The sequence below is a fragment of the Staphylococcus arlettae genome (assembly GCF_002902345.1).
In the GTDB taxonomy this organism is placed as follows: Bacteria; Bacillota; Bacilli; order Staphylococcales; family Staphylococcaceae; genus Staphylococcus; species Staphylococcus arlettae.
Window position 1 is genome coordinate 103911 of sequence record NZ_PPQB01000012.1, and the last position, 16046, is coordinate 119956.

A 16046-nucleotide genomic window follows, 5' to 3' on the forward strand; every position below is an offset into this window, starting at 1 on the left:
TATTTAATTATTATTGCTCTAACACAGTAACTTCCTCAGGAATAGATTTTTGAGCTCCTTCTGTCTGTACTGCAATAGAGGCCGCTTTATTAGCATAAGTAATAGCTTCTTCAATATTAAAGTTTTCCATATTCAATCGGCTTGCAAATGCACCAATAAAAGTATCCCCTGCTGCAGTAGTATCTACAGCATGTACTTTAACTGCTGGAATTAAATTAGCATCCTCTTTTGTAGCATAATAAGTACCTTGCTCACCTAATGTAATTAATACTACTTGCATACCTAATGATAAGAAATAATCAGCATTTTTATGCATTGAATCACGATCAGTCACTGGAATACCACTTAATAATTCTGCTTCTGATTCATTAGGAATAATAATATCTGTTAATTGCAAGAGTGCTTTAGATAATTCACTTGCAGGCGCTGGATTTAAGATTGTTGTTACGTCATGTTGACGTGCAATCGTAAATGCTTTAATAATAGCTGGCACCGGTACTTCTAATTGCGCGATAATATAGTCAGCGTTAGCAATAGCCGCTTCAGCTTGCTCTACATCTTGTTCATTCAAAGTCATGTTAGCTCCACCATAAACAAGAATTGTATTTTGACCAGCTTCATCTATAGTAATAAATGCTTGTCCTGTTTCTGCTTCATCCGTTGTAATAATATAATCTGTATTCATTTGTGCAGCTTGGAAATCTTCTAACATGAAATTAGCATCTCCATCACTGCCAATTTTTGAGATGAATGTAGTTTGTGCATTAGAACGTGCTGTCGCTAATGCTTGGTTCGCACCTTTGCCCCCACCATATATTTTTTGCGCATTATCTACATGTAATGTTTCACCAGGTTTAGCAAATCGTGCTACATTGATAATTTTATCTACATTTGTAGAACCGATAATTACTACTTTATTCGTCATAGTGTTTTCTCCTTTACTGTTCAAACTTAATCCCTATTAAAATGTTACATTACATTCCAAAGCAATATTAGAAAATGGTGTTATTTCTCCTGTACGAATATTGGCTTTTGTTAAAGTATGTGTTAAATTTTGTTTCATTTCATCATGTGGAATAAATTCAATTGTTACATCTTCGTCTAACAACTCTTTTATTGCTACTAATTGATCTGGATTCGCTGTTTTAATTTCTTCGGCCAAATAAACCTTTTGTACTTTAACTTCACTTAACACATTACTCAACATAGCAATAAATGTCGGTAATTCTTTTTCTATCGCTAAATCGATACGACGATCATCATTCGGAATCGGCATGCCCGCATCATTTATTGTAATTAAATCAAAATGACCTAATGTTGCTATTGCATGTGACACATGACTATTTAATACTCGATTTTTTTTCATTACACTCTCTCCCTTAGATTATACTATTTTATAAATACCGTAACAGTTGCTGCAGCTAAAATTAATACTAAACCTATAATAGTAATTACTAGCTCTTTTGGCGTTTTCTTCTGTTTTAAGAAATAAATACCTGTTAATGTAGCTAATACGACAGAAGTTTGTGACAAGACAAATCCTGTAGCTAAGCCATTCATATCTGGTTGAGCAGAAATTAAATATGTTAATGCAGCAAATGCGAAGAAGAAACCAGAAATAATTTGCTTCCAACTGACACTTTCTGTAAATGCATTTTGGTGTTTTAAATTCATCAATGCGTATACTACTGCTACAATTACCATTCCCATCGCTTGTGGTAAGAAGGCTTGCATACCTCCAATATCTGTTGCTTGTGGCGCAGCAGAATATGCCCAATAACCAATTTCACCAATTAGTAGTAAAATAACTGCACGTTTTAAATTCTTACTATATTGTGATTCTTGTGTTTCTTTCCAAACTGTCATTCGCGCACCTATTAAAATAACAAGCAATGCAGTAAAACCAATAATTTTATTCGTTACTCCAGGCCAGTCGCCTAATGCAAACACGCCCCATAATGAAGCTCCCAATAATTGGAAAGCTGTAGTAATAGGCATTGCTTTTGATGATCCTATTAATGCAAAAGCTTTAAATGTAATAATTTGTCCAAATGCCCAACCTGCACCTGAAATTAAAGAAAATACTAAATCCATTCCTGTCGGCAGCGACATTCCTTGAATTAATGCAAAAACTGCTGCAAAAATCAATGTTCCTACAGTTGCACCAAAAATTTGGTTTACTGGTTTCCCGCCATATAATGATGCAATCGTTGGAAATAACCCCCAACCTAGTAACGGACCTAATCCGACTAACAACGCTATAATATCCATATGACACCTCTATATCTAAAATTATGTGTATTTATTATTAGGTAAAACGATTTAGTAAAACGTTTTACTAGATTTATAATACCACTATTTTTATTTTTTGTATACGCTTTCATTAATATTTTTCAATTTTACCATGTTGATTTTACGTTACATCGTGCTTATTTTTGTTGTCACACAGGGTCTTAAACTAAATGTTTGCGCACTGTTTTTTGCTCACAAAAACATTTAATTTGTAGTAATAAAAATAACCTAGTCGTTATAGACGACTAGGTTATTGCACAATTACATTATTCAATTTACGACCACATTTTATGTAAATTCCTTTAACCTCATTTGTAATAGCGTTAATTATGTATAAATACGTGTTTATCTTAACTGTTATCCAAGTTGGCACGTGCCGTAGTCGCTCTTACTATAAGTTCACTCGGCAAGACTATAGATTGTTGGTCACGGTGAGTTAATGTGCTGTCTAACTTGTCCATAATTAATTGCAAAGCCACTTCTCCGATTGTTTCTATCGGTTGTGCAACCGTAGTCAGTGCAGGTGTCATGTATTGAGCAATATCGATATCATCAAAGCCTACAATCGATACATCTTGAGGCACTTGCCATCCTTTATCAGCCAAGCCTCTAATAATACCAATAGCCATTTCATCATTCGTTGCAAACACTGCCGTAGAATGTGATGCAATAATATCGTCGACGGCTGCATATCCTCCTGCTTTCGATAAAGTGCTTTCAATCACTTTAGGTGTTGCCACATTATGTGATTGGCAATAGTGTTTAAAGCCTTCCATACGCAAGTTCATATTACTCGTTAGATGAGCAGGTTGGACGATTGTAAGCTGCTTATGACCTAACTCAATCAAATGACGTGCTGCTAACTCTCCACCACCTGTTTCATGCGTACGTACAATGTCTGTAAAGCCATGGTCATCACTTTGGTCTAATACTACATATGGTATTCTATGCGTAGTTAAATAATTATTTAAACGTTCAGGGTTTTTAATCATTTGCGCAATAATCAAACCATCCATCCCACGTTCTACTAAATGCATGATACCTGCTTCAATATCTTCTTCAGGCGCTGTCAAAAAGAATAAATCTACATCAGATTCTTTGTTTGCATCCATCGATTGCATCATCGTAGAGAAAAATGGGTTAGCCAAATTCGGTAATAACACACCTATTAATTTAGTTTTACTGCCTCTTAATTGTTGCGCATTTTTATTTGGCAAGTAACCTAGCTTTTGTTTAGCAGCAAGTACTTTTTCGATAGTATCAGTAGTAAAGCGATCACGCTTGTCGTTTAATACTTGCGATACTGTTGTTAAAGATACACCTGCTTCTTTAGCTACATCTTTGATAGAGACCTTTTTCATGTAGTAACACCCTCCTTATCTTCCAATTGTCCATTTAATGATAACTTTAAAACTTATACACTTGCAACAGAGACTCCAGATTTATCTAATGGTATCTTTTTTATCTTCTGTTAATTTAGGTACTACTGTTGGCACTTTTATTGCTGGTTTATTCATAGCTACATTAGGTTCTAACTATGTCATATTGATTGGCATACTTGCCTGTTTTATTAATGTCGCTATGATCGTCGTTAGAAATAACATGATGAAATATAATGAACAATGCAGTTAACGCTCAAATTTCTGTATAAAATACACTTGTAAATAATTATATAGTTTACTAACTATATGACTACTATTTACTTAAAAAACTTATACAATAAGCCTCGAAATCGACTATTTCGAGGCTTAAGTACTTTAGTACACATCACGTTGATATCGTCTGTCTACTTTTAATTGTGTTAAATACGCTTCTGCTTCTTCTTCATTGCACTTACTTTCAGTTGCTATCACTTCTCTTATTGCTTCATGAACTGCTTTGGCCATATACGTTTCATCACCACAAATATAAATAGCTGCACCTGATTCTAACCATTGATAAAATAATTCACTATTTTCTTTAATTTTATCTTGCACATATAATTTTGAAGCAGTGTCTCTAGAAAAAGCTAAATCTAATTTCGCTAACGTACCATTTGCTAACCATGCTTGCCAATCAGCTTCATATAAAAAGTCTGTAGTACGTTTTTGATCTCCAAAGAATAACCATGTATTTCCTTTTAAATTCAAATCTTCTCGTTCTTCTAAGAAACTGCGGAATGGTGCTACTCCAGTACCAGGACCAATCATAATAACTTTTGTATCTTCATCAAATGGGAATTTAAAACTTGGATTTTTCTTCAAGCACATTCTCACGCTTTCACCGGGTTTCACACGATCTGCTAATTGCGTAGAACATACACCATTTCGTGCACGACCGTAAGATTCATATCTTACAGCTTTTACGGTAATATGCACTTCATTAGGATTTGCTTTATAACTGCTTGCTATAGAATAAGTACGTGGTGGCAATTTCCGTAAATTTTCTATTACAATATCAGGGCTAACAGCTGGTGGATAATATTCACTAAATAAGTCGATAAGATCTCTACCATAAATATAATCTTTAACCCATGTATCATTTAAAACTAAGTTATTCAACTCATCATCATTTATTAAAACTGCCATGTTTTTCAGTAATGTTGGCGTTAATTTAGTGATTTCAAAATGGTGTGTCAACGCATCTACTACAGATACTGCATCCCCATTATCTAAAATGATATCTTCATATGGATCCCAACCCAACATAGCAATGAGTTGCATGACAAGTTGGTCATCATTTGCTGGAAAGATATCTAAACTATCGCCAGGTTCAAATCCTTCTCCATAATTATCTAACAATAATTCGATGTGTCTAACTTCTTTATTCGAACCTTCACCATTTAAGTTGATGTTCTCTAACACTTCTGCATAGTATGGATTGGATTTTGAATATTTACGCTCTTTCATAGACAGTACAGATTCTGTACTGTCTGTAGCAGCAACGCGATTGTCGTCTTGGTCACCTACTGCAGACAATACTTGTTGCATCCATGATTCGGCAGATTCTTCATAGTCAAAGTCGCAATCCACACGTTCAACAAGGCGAGTCGCACCTAATTCAGCAACACGCTCATCGAAATCTTTACCTGCTTGGCAAAAGAATTCAAATGACTCATCGCCAAGTGCTAAAACTGAATAACGTACGTCTGCCAAATTTGGAGCTTGTTCACTATATAAAAATTCATAAAATGAAATCGCACTTATTGGTGGTTCCCCTTCACCATGAGTTGACGAAATCAAGAACAAGTCTTCGGATTGTGCTAACGTATCAAACTTGTAATCGTCCATTTCCGATATAGTCACTGTAAAACCATTTTCCACTAATCTTTCATTTAATGTCTCGGCCACAGTTTGTGCATTACCCGTTTCAGTACCATATAATATAGTAATACTACGCGGTTTATCTGCTTCATCTGGACTATTCGTTATATGTGAAGATTCTGTAGCTTCGTTACTACTTGGAATCGTTGTATTATTACTATTTTCTACTAAATATTGTCCAACCCATGCGCGCTGTTCAGGAGTTAATTTTGCTATTATTTCAGTAAGTTGTTGCGCTTCGGTTTCTGTTAATGGACTGTTTTGATCATTGATATGCAAAGGAACATCACCTCTCGTATGATTAATCTATCTGTTACAATTTAACTACTATTAGTCCCTTGAATATCGCCCGCTTATTATATTGTTACTATTACCATACTTTTTATTAGCATATGTGTTATTTTCACTCTACACATATGTTTTTCATCTATCCCACTTATATAATTTTATTATTTAACTCATTATTAAGCAAACATTCAAAATAACCACCATATAAATTTACTATAAAATAAATTTTACAAGTATCTATACTTCATGGTGCGAACATCAATGCCCTATAGCTACCAAAATACATAAAAATAGGAGTGGGGCAGAAATCTAATTTTATTACAAAGATTTCGTCGACCACTCCGACAAAGATGACTAAAATTGAAAAAGCTTAATTTGCAGCGCATTTTCAGTTCAGTCATCTACTGAGAATATGAAAAGAGACTAGGATGAATCAACGCTGTCCCAGTCTCCTATTTGTCTTGCTACTATTTTAAATGTATTGATGTTTTGTTAAATAAGCTACTATTTTAGCAACCGCTTCATCTACAGATAAGGCTTCTGTATCAATTTCAATTTCTGGATTTGTTGGTGCTTCATATGGTGCATTGATACCAGTAAAGCCTTGGATTTCTCCTGCACGTGCTTTTTTATATAAACCTTTAGGGTCTCGAGATTCACAACCTTCTAAACTACATTTTGTATAGACTTCTATGAACTCACCTTGCGCTAAAGTGTCACGTACTACATTACGATCCGCTGCATAAGGAGAAATAAATGCTGTTGTCGTTAATACGCCAGCGTCGACCATAAGTTTACCTACTTCACCGATACGACGAATATTTTCAGTACGATCCTCTGGACTGAACCCTAAGTTGTTATTTAAACCATGTCGAATATTGTCACCATCAAGTCGATAAGTTTGTACTTGTTGTTCGAAAAGTGCTTTTTCTAATGCTGCTGATACTGTAGACTTACCAGAACCTGATAATCCAGTAAACCAAATCACTGCACTTTTATGGCGATTGCGTTGCTGGCGCTGTGCTTTAGTAACTTCTGAATCGTGCCATGTAATATTTGTTGATGTCGTCATGTTCCTGTCTCCTTTTTAAGCTTCTGTAACTTGTAAACCTTTGATTAATACCTCTGCTACTTCTGGACGTGAGAATTCTTTTGGTAACTGTTCGCCATTACGTAATTTTTCACGTACTTTCGTACCACTTAAATGTACATGTGCTGTCTTGTCATGTGGGCAAGTTTTTGCTGTCGCCATGTTGTCACACTTTGTGCAATAAAAAGCATGTTCAAATTTGAATATTTGAATACCTAGCTCAGTTTCGTATTCACTAATTAATTCTTGCGCTTCATACGTACCATAATAATCACCGACACCTGCATGGTCACGTCCGACAATAAAGTGTGTACATCCATAGTTTTTACGCACTGTTGCATGCAGTATTGCTTCTCTTGGTCCTGCATATCTCATAGCAGCCGGATAAATAACTAATCTGTTGCGTTCTTCAGGGTAATAATGTTTCAAAATTACTTGGTAACTTTCCATGCGAACGTCTGCTGGAATATCATCAGATTTAGTTTCACCAACTAATGGATTAAGTAACAACCCATCTACAGATTCTAATGCAATTTTTTGAATATATTCATGTGCGCGATGCACAGGGTTACGAGTTTGGAATCCTACTACAGTCTTCCAACCTAAATCATAAAATAATTGACGTGTTTCGCTTGGGTCTAGATGGAATTCATCAAATTCATCATGTTTCGGTCGGTTTACTAACTCTATCGGGCCAGCTAAGTATACGTTCCCTTTTTCATAAACTTTTTGGACACCTGGATGAGCTGTTTCTGTTGTGCCATAAACTTTTTGTGCTTCATTTTCTTTGTCATAGGTGAATTTTTCTTCTAATGTGAGCACACCATACAATTGCTTATCTTCTCCGTATAATGCTACTTTATCTCCGATAGATAGCTCATCTGCTTGTGCTTCAGTAACAGGTAAAGTAATAGGGATACTCCATACTAAACCATTACTTAAATGTAAATTTTCTACAACACTATGGTAATCTTTTTCCCCCATAAATCCAGTCAATGGGCTAAAACCACCAATCGCAATTAATTCTAAATCTGATAAACTCCAAGGGTTTAATGTTAATGACGCTAATTGTGGTGCCACTTCAATAAGTTGTTCACGCTGTGCACCTACTGCTTGTCTATTAACCAATTCGCCACCGTGTGGTTTAATAGTATTTTCCAAAAGTTCTGTTGATAAAGTCATTTTATTCAGCTCCTTATATTTATTTCATTTATGTTAGTTGTTCGTTTGTTTTTTCGTAATGACAGATGGTAATTGTTTATTTTGATATAATGTATAAATTAATAAAATAAACCACAGGATGACTACTGCTATTTTGACACTGATAACAACTGTCGCATTATCTACAAAAGTACCTAAGAAAGTACTAATATTAGTGAAAATAATAATACCTCCGACACATACTGCTAATATATACACAGGCATTACTTTCACAATCCATGCTGCAAATGGGGCTGCAATTGCACCACCAATTGCTAAGGCAACGACTAAGCCCAAGCTAATTTGTTCCCACCCTAGAAAAATAATAAAGCCAAGAGAAGCAGATAATGTGATGAAAAATTCACTAGCAGATACGGTGCCTATAACATATCGAGGCTCGATCTTATTTCGTGATAATAATAATGGAGTATTAACAGGTCCCCAGCCACCGCCACCTATCGTGTCTAAAAATCCTGCTACAATACCTTGTGGTATGATTTGCCATTTAGAAAACTTTCCTTCTTTAAGTTGTTGTTGATGTTGTTTTTTAAAGACAAATTGATAAATAATAAATAGCCCCATCGTCAGTAAAAATAGTGAAATAAATGGTTTGATTAAATCACTGTGTATATTACTTAACACTGCTGAGCCAATAAATGCAGCAATTGCACCAGGTATTGCTAGTTTAATAGCCATGCGCTTATCAACATTTTTAAATTTATAATGTGACACGCCTGAAGCCGCTGTAGTAGCAATTTCAGAAAAGTGAATTGTTGCTGAAACAATTGCTGGTGCAGCACCTGCTGCTAATAAAATTGAGGAAGATGTTGCCCCAAATCCCATACCTAATGAACCATCAATCATTTGTGCAAAAAAACCTGCAAGTGCAAATATTAGTAGTTTTTTCAAAAGCAATACCTTCCTTTCGTGTTATATGTTTTCAGCTAGCCAGGACAGCAGTTGTTGTTGAAATTGCTTATATTGATACTTGTCATCTAGTACTGTGGCTAATAACTTTTGCTGTTCCGCATGTGAGATATTTGATTGCTTTATTTGTTGCCGACAGGTATATAAAAAGTCTACATACTGTTCATAATCTGGCGGAAATTGTTGTTGTAATTCTGCTAAGATAGCAGTAGTTAATTTGGGGCTAGCACCCGAAGTCGAGACACTAATCGATAATTTACCTCGCTTTAATATCCCAGGAAATACTACATCACCTTGCTCGCTATCACTGGCCATGTTTAACAACGTCTGTTGTGGTAATTCTTGCTTAACCATACGATTTACTGCTTTATTATTAGTTGCTACGACAACTAATGCAGCAGGTGGCAATTGATGTATACTATAGTCTTGTGCTAGCCATTGAATTTGCTGTTGTTCATACAACTTTTGTAGTTTCGCAGTTAGTGTTGGACTCATTACCGTGATATATGCATCAAACTGCATCAACTTGTTAACTCTGCGTTCGGCAATAGCACCTCCACCAATTATGACTATTGATTTATTTGTTAAATCTAATAATATCGGCATATGTGCCATAGCCTCACTCCTAACTTACACTTGCGTTACTGCTTCTAGTACTCTATCTTTCAATGCTTCTTTAATTGCTGGATGATGCCCTAAGTGATCACATAATACGATGTCACTCGAGCTCTTTGTAGTGTCAACTGTTTGTGCTATGTGACGTTCTAAAATACCAGTAAACCAAATATAGGGCACCACAAAAATTTGTGAATATTCTGACTCTAATGCTGATGATAATGCATCTTCAAACGACGGCTTACATGCTGCTAAATAACATACTTCAATATCATTTACGGGCAACAGTGTTTGTAATTCTTGTGCAATGGCAGTAATATCAACTTGCGTTTGAGGATTGTAACTTCCCCTACCCACTACTAGAATTTGCGCATCTTCGTTGATAGGTATTGCTGTTTCATTAATACGCGTCTGTAATATTTGTGTTAATCTACTTTGAACACCTAAAGGTTGACCGTATGTAAATGAAACATGCGGATATTGTTGTTGTATTGTAGTTATTGCTTGAGGTATATCTTTAAAATAATGCCCTGCACTTAGTAACAATACTGGTATTACTGCAATTGTTGTGGCACCTTGTTTGACAAGTGTTTCCACGCCTTCCGCAATCGTAGGTTCTGCTAACTCTAAAAAGCATATTGTCTGTAGTGATATATCAACTTGTTGTTGAACATCTGTAATAAATTCTATGGCTTCTTGAGTAGCTTCAGGCACTCTACTACCATGGCTTACATATAACACACCTTGCATGGGTCTCTACCTCCAATGCTTATTGGTTTGTTGCAGCTAATAATTGTGCAGGTGTTTGCTCTTGCTCAAACCAACTAATTTTGTCTCGTAAGTTAACAACTTCACCTACAATAATCATCGCCGGATTTTTAATTGCTTTCGCACGTTCCACGATATCGTCTAGTGTTCCAGTCACAGTTTGTTGTTGTTCTGTCGTACCATAATGTACTAACGCAACTGGTGTTTCTTTCGATCTACCGTGATTAATTAAACGCTGACTAATTTCTGGTAATTTTTTCACTCCCATATAAATGCACAACGTTTCTGGTCCACGTGCTAAACTATGCCAATATTCATCATTGTCTACATCATCTTTTGTAACTGCAGTGACAAAAGCCACAGAAGAACTATAATCACGATGTGTTACAGGAATACCAGCATAAGCAGGTGCAGCCACACCTGAAGTAATACCTGGTACTACTTCAAATGCTAATCCTTCTGCTGCAAGTGCTTCTGCTTCTTCACCACCTCGACCAAAGATGAAAGGATCTCCACCTTTTAATCTAGTGACTGTATTACCTTTTTGCGCTAAAGCAACAAGTAAGGCATTAATATCTTCTTGAGGCATCGAATGATGATTAGGATGCTTTCCACAATATACAAACCTCGCACCATCAGCTGCATAATCTAGTAACGCCTTATTGACGAGTCGATCATATAAAATCACATCTGCTTGTTCTATTGCTTTTGCCCCTTTGACCGTTATTAAATCTGGGTCTCCAGGTCCTGCTCCAACTAAATATACCTTGCCCATTCTGCCACCTCATTTTTGATATATATTAACTATGGAATTTTTGTCCATCTGTTACAGCTTCTACATAACCTGCACGGATAACAAAATCTCCAAAACGTTCGCCTTCTTCGCGTTCTTTACCATAATGTATAAATATTGGTTTCAATGTTTCTAATATCTCGTCTTCACCAATATTTTCTTTAAATAATTTGTTTAAACGATCGCCCGTAAAGCCACCTCCAAGATATAAATTGTATTTACCTGGCGCTTTACCGATAAAGGCGATTTCTGCTAATGCTGGTCTTGCACAACCGTTTGGACAACCTGTCATACGAATTGTAATTTCTTCTTCTTTCACGCCCGCTTCATCCAATAATTCCTCTATTTTATTCAATAATGAAGGTAAATAACGTTCAGATTCAGCCATCGCCAATCCACATGTTGGGAAAGCGACACATGCCATGGAATTACGACGCAAACCTGTATAATTTTCACCGTCTGTAATACCGTACTCATCAATAATTTGTTGAATATTTTCTTTTTCTTCAGCACTGACATTCGCAATAATTAAGTTTTGGTTCGGTGATAAGCGGAAATCACCTGTATGAATTTCTGCAATTTTACGCAATGCAGTTTTTAATTTGTAATCTGTAGTATCTTTGACGCGGCCATTTTGCACAAACAATGTGAAATGCCATTTGCCACTACCTTCTGTCCAACCGTAACGATCGCCATTATGATCAAAATGAAACTCTCGTGGTGATTCCAAATCCCAACCTAAACGTTTATTTAATTCTTTAAGAATCCAATCGACGCCTAAGCGATCTACTGTATATTTAAATCTAGCATTGGCACGATTAGATCTATTACCATAGTCACGTTGAATTGTAAGTATTGTTTCCGCGACCTCTACTGCTTGTGCTTTATCAAAATAGCCTATTAACTTTCCTAGTTGTGGATAGGTACTAGGTTCGCCATGTTTCATACCCATACCTCCACCAACTGTTACATTAAAACCAGTTAAGTTATCATCATTATCTGTAATAGCAATTAATCCAATATCTTGTGAGTACACATCAACGTCATTGGAAGGTGGCACTGAAATACCAATCTTGAATTTACGTGGTAAATACGTTTTACCATACATCGGTTCAACCTCTTCGCTCGTGCTTAACACTTTTTCGCCATCTAGCCAAATTTCATGATATGCACCAGTTTGTGGCGACAACTGATTACTAATGTCATTGGCAATATCATTGACTTCGCTATGCACCCCAGATTGATAAGGATTCGGATTACACATAACGTTACGATTCACGTCACCGCAGGCAGCCAAAGAATCCATTAACGCTGAATTTATGCTTTGCATAGAAAATTTTAAGTCGCGCTTTAATATACCGTGAAATTGAAACGCTTGGCGTGTTGTTAGTTTGATTGTGCCATTGGCATAAGCATCTGCAATGTCATCCATTGCGATCCACTGATCTGCTGAAGCAGTGCCTCCCGGTACACGTACTCGAATCATAAAACTAAATGCCGGCTCTAATTTTTGTTTACGTCGCTCATCTCTTAAATCTCTATCATCTTGCATGTAACTACCATGGAACTTAAGTAGTTTAGTGTCTTCTTCTGCAATTGCACCTGTTACAGGGTCTACTAATCCTTCAGCAATTGTTCCACGTAAATAATTACTTTCTACTTTTATGCGTTCCATTTCATCTAGTTTCTCTGATAACTCTGAATTGAAATTAGTCACGCTATCATTCCTTCCCTATTTAATATACATCTCGTTGATATCGTTTTTCTGTTTTTAATTGCGTTAAATACGTTTCCGCATCTGCTTCACTTAAATGGCCTTCTTTTTCTACGACACGGCGTATTGCTTCATGCACGTCTTTAGCCATATACTTTTCATCACCACAAACGTAAATAGCTGCGCCTTCTTCCAACCATTGATAAAATGTTGCACTATTTTCCTCGATACGATGTTGCACATATACTTTTTCATCAGTATCTCTTGAAAATGCGAGGTCAATTTTGCTTAAATAACCTTCATCTAACCAACCTTGCCAATCTGTTTGATATAAGAAATCTGTAGTAAAGTGCTGTTCACCAAAGAACAACCAAGTATTACCTTTTAGATCTAATTCTTCACGTTCTTCTAAGTAGCTTCTAAATGGTGCAACACCTGTACCAGGTCCAATCATGATGACTTTTTTATCTTCATCAAACGGGAATTTAAAGTTTGGATTTTTTTTCAAATACATTTTCACTGTATCGCCAGGTTGTACACGTTCAGCAAATTGGATGGAACATACACCTTTGCGTTCTCTGTTATGTGCTTCATATCTCACCGCACAGACTGTTAAATGTACTTCATCAGGATTTGCTTTATAACTACTAGCAATAGAATATTCACGTGCTGGTAATTTTCGAAGCACATCTACTAATGCTTGCGGTTGTAATTGTGTGACTGCAAAGTCCGTAAAGAAATCGACTAAATCGCGTCCTTCAATATAGTTTTGGACCCACCCATCTTCAGCTAATTTCGTTGATAACGTACTATCATCTACTAATTCGGCTAATTTTTGAATTAAGGGTTTAGTTAATTTTGTTATTTCAACATGTGATGTCAAAGCGTCTTCTAAGGTTACTTCTGTACCGTTAGTATCAACAGTTACTACTGCTTGAGCGTCAAAATTCAATACTTCTATTAATTGCGTCACGATTTCTGGATCATTTTCCGGTAAGATTGCTAGACAATCTCCTGGTTCAAAACCTTCACCGTAATTATCTAATAACAACTCCACGTGTCTAACTTCTTTATTAGAACCTCGTCCATTTAAATTAATATTTTCTAAGACTTCTGCTTCATAAGGATTAGACTTAGAATATTTTTTCTCTTTCGCTGACTGTACTGATGTATGACTTTCTGAAACAACGTCACGGTTATCTTGAGGGCCACTCAATGCATGTAAAATATCATTCATCCATTTATCTGCAGGTTCATCATAATCTAAATCACAATCTACACGCTCCACAAGGCTTTCTCCGCCTAGTTCTTTGAGTCTGGCATCAAAATCTTTTCCTGTTTGACAGAAAAATTCATATGATTCATCACCTAAAGATAGTACTGAATAGCGTACGCCTGACAGTTTTGGTGCTTTTCTACTATGTATAAATTCATGGAAAGTAATAGCATTGTCTGGTGGATCACCTTCACCATGTGTTGCAGATACAATAAATAAATCCTCTACCTTTTTCAGATCTTTTGTTTTAAAAGCATCCATCGACGACAACGTTACGGTATAACCATTTTCAGTTAAACGAGCATCTAAAACTTCTGCTAAGCTTTGTGCATTACCAGTTTCCGAGCCATACAAAACAGTGATTGCTCGTGGTTTTGTTATTTCGTGAGTATCATTTGTTCCAATTGATGTTGAAGCAGTTGTTGCATTTGCTGTAGCTGCTTCAGGTGCGACTACTGCCGTACCTAGTTGTTGATTAGCAGTTAAATAGCCACTTAACCATACTTGTTGTTCTGGTGTTAATGTACTCAACAATTGATTTATTTGTGTTGCCTGTTCTTCACTAAATGGACTGTTCGTTACACTTAATTGCAAGGGATGTCACCTCATATTTTTATTTTTATTAAACTAATCAGAATAGTCAGGTATATAGTTATAACAAACCACTAAACTACATTCACAACGAGGTGTAATACTCGTGCGTCACTTTGTGGCAAGCAACTATATTGCACCTAACCTATAATTCCAATTAGAATACTATGAATTAGTTGTAAAAAAATAGGCTATCTTTAATAGCGTATAGTTAATTTTTAGGATCTACCGTGTGTAGTCCACATTCTGTCTTACCAAATCCCGACCAACGACCTGCTCTAGAATCTCCATCTGCTGCTACTCTTGAAGTACAAGGTATACAGCCGATACTCGGATATTGAAAATCGTGCAATTCATTGTAAGTTAAATCATGTGTTTCAATATATTCCCACACATCATCCCACGTCCAATGTATTAATGGGCAAACCTTAACCGATTTGAAGCGCTCATCTTTATTAATAAAATTCGTGTGTTGACGACTTGGTGATTGTTCTCGTCTCAAACCAGAAACCCACGCCGTAGCACCTGCAAGCACCTCTTCTAAAGGTTTAATCTTTCTAATATAACAACATTGGTTTGGGTCTTTTTTCCATAATGCTGTGCCATACTGTTCAGATTGTTCATCCAATGTTAAGTCTGGCTTCTTCAGTTCAATTTGCAACTTAGGATAGCGTTCTTTGACACGGTCTATTAAATCGTACGTTTCTTGAAAATGTAAGTCTGTGTCTAAAAAGACAATCTTGGCATCGGCTTTCACTTGTGATATCAAATCTATCAAAATCATTCCTTCTGCACCAAAACTGCATGAATAGACAATTTCATCACCATAGCTGTCATAAGCCCACTTCAAAATATCATAGGCTCCTTTAGTACTATTTGTGATATCTAAATCTTGAAACAGATTGTTCGTAAACGTATCGTAGGTAACCTTTGCTTCTGTCATATATTATATAGGCCCCCTTTTCTTTTTGGGTATTTTCTATCAAACTAAAATATTTCTTAATTTAGAATTTTTAGAAAATAATAATTATGCTAATTACCATACCCGATGTATATTTACATGTCAATGCAATATTTAAACCGAAAAACATGTAGAAAACGTTTACTCCTTGTAGAAACGTCATTTTTTAGCATTAATTTTTTTAAAAAATTTATTTTTATTACATGGGAGTGGAACAGAAATATAATGT

The 16046-nt window shown here is 35.9% G+C and carries 15 protein-coding genes; 1 reads left to right on the top strand and 14 read right to left on the bottom strand.

The genetic code is table 11. The features are described from left to right. Window positions 1–10: 10 nt before the first annotated feature. The 4 genes from rbsK to rbsR form a co-directional block, all read right to left on the bottom strand. Window positions 11–925 (bottom strand): ribokinase, encoded by a 915-nt coding sequence (gene rbsK / locus CD036_RS06565; protein WP_103388238.1) that lies wholly within the window; start codon window positions 923–925, stop codon window positions 11–13. A 36-nt stretch (window positions 926–961) separates the two neighbouring features. Beyond that, window positions 962–1366, bottom strand: a complete 405-nt coding sequence (gene rbsD, locus CD036_RS06570) for a D-ribose pyranase (RefSeq protein WP_021459267.1) — start codon at window positions 1364–1366, stop codon at window positions 962–964. 23 nt (window positions 1367–1389) lie between these two features. Continuing rightward, window positions 1390–2271 (bottom strand): ribose/proton symporter RbsU, encoded by an 882-nt coding sequence (rbsU, locus tag CD036_RS06575; protein WP_103388239.1) that lies wholly within the window; start codon window positions 2269–2271, stop codon window positions 1390–1392. A gap of 371 nt (window positions 2272–2642) precedes the next feature. Further along, window positions 2643–3653 carry a ribose utilization transcriptional repressor RbsR gene (rbsR, locus tag CD036_RS06580; RefSeq protein ID WP_103388240.1) on the bottom strand — a complete coding sequence of 337 codons (1011 nt, stop codon included), beginning with the start codon at window positions 3651–3653 and terminating at the stop codon, window positions 2643–2645. 88 nt (window positions 3654–3741) lie between these two features. On the opposite strand from rbsR, the gene CD036_RS06585 reads away from it, so the two are divergent. Continuing rightward, on the top strand, window positions 3742–3924 hold the full coding sequence (locus CD036_RS06585) for a hypothetical protein (protein WP_002509048.1): 183 nt from the start codon (window positions 3742–3744) through the stop codon (window positions 3922–3924). A gap of 125 nt (window positions 3925–4049) precedes the next feature. On the opposite strand, the gene CD036_RS06590 is transcribed toward CD036_RS06585, so the two are convergent. From CD036_RS06590 to CD036_RS06635, 10 genes are all read right to left on the bottom strand, one after another. After that, window positions 4050–5873, bottom strand: coding sequence for an assimilatory sulfite reductase (NADPH) flavoprotein subunit (locus CD036_RS06590; RefSeq protein WP_103388241.1), 1824 nt, complete (start codon window positions 5871–5873; stop codon window positions 4050–4052). A 481-nt stretch (window positions 5874–6354) separates the two neighbouring features. Further along, complete coding sequence (cysC, locus tag CD036_RS06595; RefSeq protein ID WP_103388242.1) at window positions 6355–6954, bottom strand: adenylyl-sulfate kinase; 600 nt, start codon at window positions 6952–6954, stop codon at window positions 6355–6357. A 15-nt stretch (window positions 6955–6969) separates the two neighbouring features. Next, a complete protein-coding gene (gene sat / locus CD036_RS06600; protein WP_002509051.1) occupies window positions 6970–8154 on the bottom strand; it encodes a sulfate adenylyltransferase in 1185 nt (394 codons plus the stop codon). A gap of 33 nt (window positions 8155–8187) precedes the next feature. After that, the gene (locus CD036_RS06605) at window positions 8188–9081 is read right to left on the bottom strand and encodes a sulfite exporter TauE/SafE family protein (RefSeq protein ID WP_103388243.1); all 894 of its coding nucleotides are present in this window, start codon (window positions 9079–9081) and stop codon (window positions 8188–8190) included. 21 nt (window positions 9082–9102) lie between these two features. Further along, window positions 9103–9714 (bottom strand): NAD(P)-binding protein, encoded by a 612-nt coding sequence (locus CD036_RS06610; protein ID WP_002509053.1) that lies wholly within the window; start codon window positions 9712–9714, stop codon window positions 9103–9105. A 15-nt stretch (window positions 9715–9729) separates the two neighbouring features. Further along, a complete protein-coding gene (locus tag CD036_RS06615; protein ID WP_021459439.1) occupies window positions 9730–10464 on the bottom strand; it encodes a sirohydrochlorin chelatase in 735 nt (244 codons plus the stop codon). A gap of 19 nt (window positions 10465–10483) precedes the next feature. Then, a complete protein-coding gene (gene cobA / locus CD036_RS06620; protein ID WP_002509055.1) occupies window positions 10484–11257 on the bottom strand; it encodes a uroporphyrinogen-III C-methyltransferase in 774 nt (257 codons plus the stop codon). Between the two features lie 25 nt (window positions 11258–11282). Continuing rightward, entirely contained in the window at window positions 11283–12992 is a 1710-nt protein-coding gene (locus tag CD036_RS06625; RefSeq protein WP_002509056.1) for an NADPH-dependent assimilatory sulfite reductase hemoprotein subunit, read from the bottom strand. Between the two features lie 19 nt (window positions 12993–13011). Then, window positions 13012–14859 carry an assimilatory sulfite reductase (NADPH) flavoprotein subunit gene (locus CD036_RS06630; RefSeq protein ID WP_103388244.1) on the bottom strand — a complete coding sequence of 616 codons (1848 nt, stop codon included), beginning with the start codon at window positions 14857–14859 and terminating at the stop codon, window positions 13012–13014. A 208-nt stretch (window positions 14860–15067) separates the two neighbouring features. Next, the gene (locus CD036_RS06635; RefSeq protein ID WP_002509058.1) at window positions 15068–15799 is read right to left on the bottom strand and encodes a phosphoadenylyl-sulfate reductase; all 732 of its coding nucleotides are present in this window, start codon (window positions 15797–15799) and stop codon (window positions 15068–15070) included. Between the last annotated feature and the right edge of the window lie 247 nt (window positions 15800–16046).

Excerpts from the sequence above, each read along its gene's own strand:
- CD036_RS06615 (WP_021459439.1), bottom strand. The coding sequence starts at position 10,464 with ATGCAAGGTGTGTTATATGTAAGCCATGGTAGTAGAGTGCCTGAAGCT.
- cysC (WP_103388242.1), bottom strand. The coding sequence starts at position 6,954 with ATGACGACATCAACAAATATTACATGGCACGATTCAGAAGTTACTAAA.
- rbsU (WP_103388239.1), bottom strand. The coding sequence starts at position 2,271 with ATGGATATTATAGCGTTGTTAGTCGGATTAGGTCCGTTACTAGGTTGG.
- sat (WP_002509051.1), bottom strand. The coding sequence starts at position 8,154 with ATGACTTTATCAACAGAACTTTTGGAAAATACTATTAAACCACACGGT.
- rbsK (WP_103388238.1), bottom strand. The coding sequence starts at position 925 with ATGACGAATAAAGTAGTAATTATCGGTTCTACAAATGTAGATAAAATT.
- cobA (WP_002509055.1), bottom strand. The coding sequence starts at position 11,257 with ATGGGCAAGGTATATTTAGTTGGAGCAGGACCTGGAGACCCAGATTTA.
- CD036_RS06635 (WP_002509058.1), bottom strand. The coding sequence starts at position 15,799 with ATGACAGAAGCAAAGGTTACCTACGATACGTTTACGAACAATCTGTTT.
- rbsR (WP_103388240.1), bottom strand. The coding sequence starts at position 3,653 with ATGAAAAAGGTCTCTATCAAAGATGTAGCTAAAGAAGCAGGTGTATCT.
- CD036_RS06610 (WP_002509053.1), bottom strand. The coding sequence starts at position 9,714 with ATGGCACATATGCCGATATTATTAGATTTAACAAATAAATCAATAGTC.
- CD036_RS06585 (WP_002509048.1), top strand. The coding sequence starts at position 3,742 with ATGGTATCTTTTTTATCTTCTGTTAATTTAGGTACTACTGTTGGCACT.
- rbsD (WP_021459267.1), bottom strand. The coding sequence starts at position 1,366 with ATGAAAAAAAATCGAGTATTAAATAGTCATGTGTCACATGCAATAGCA.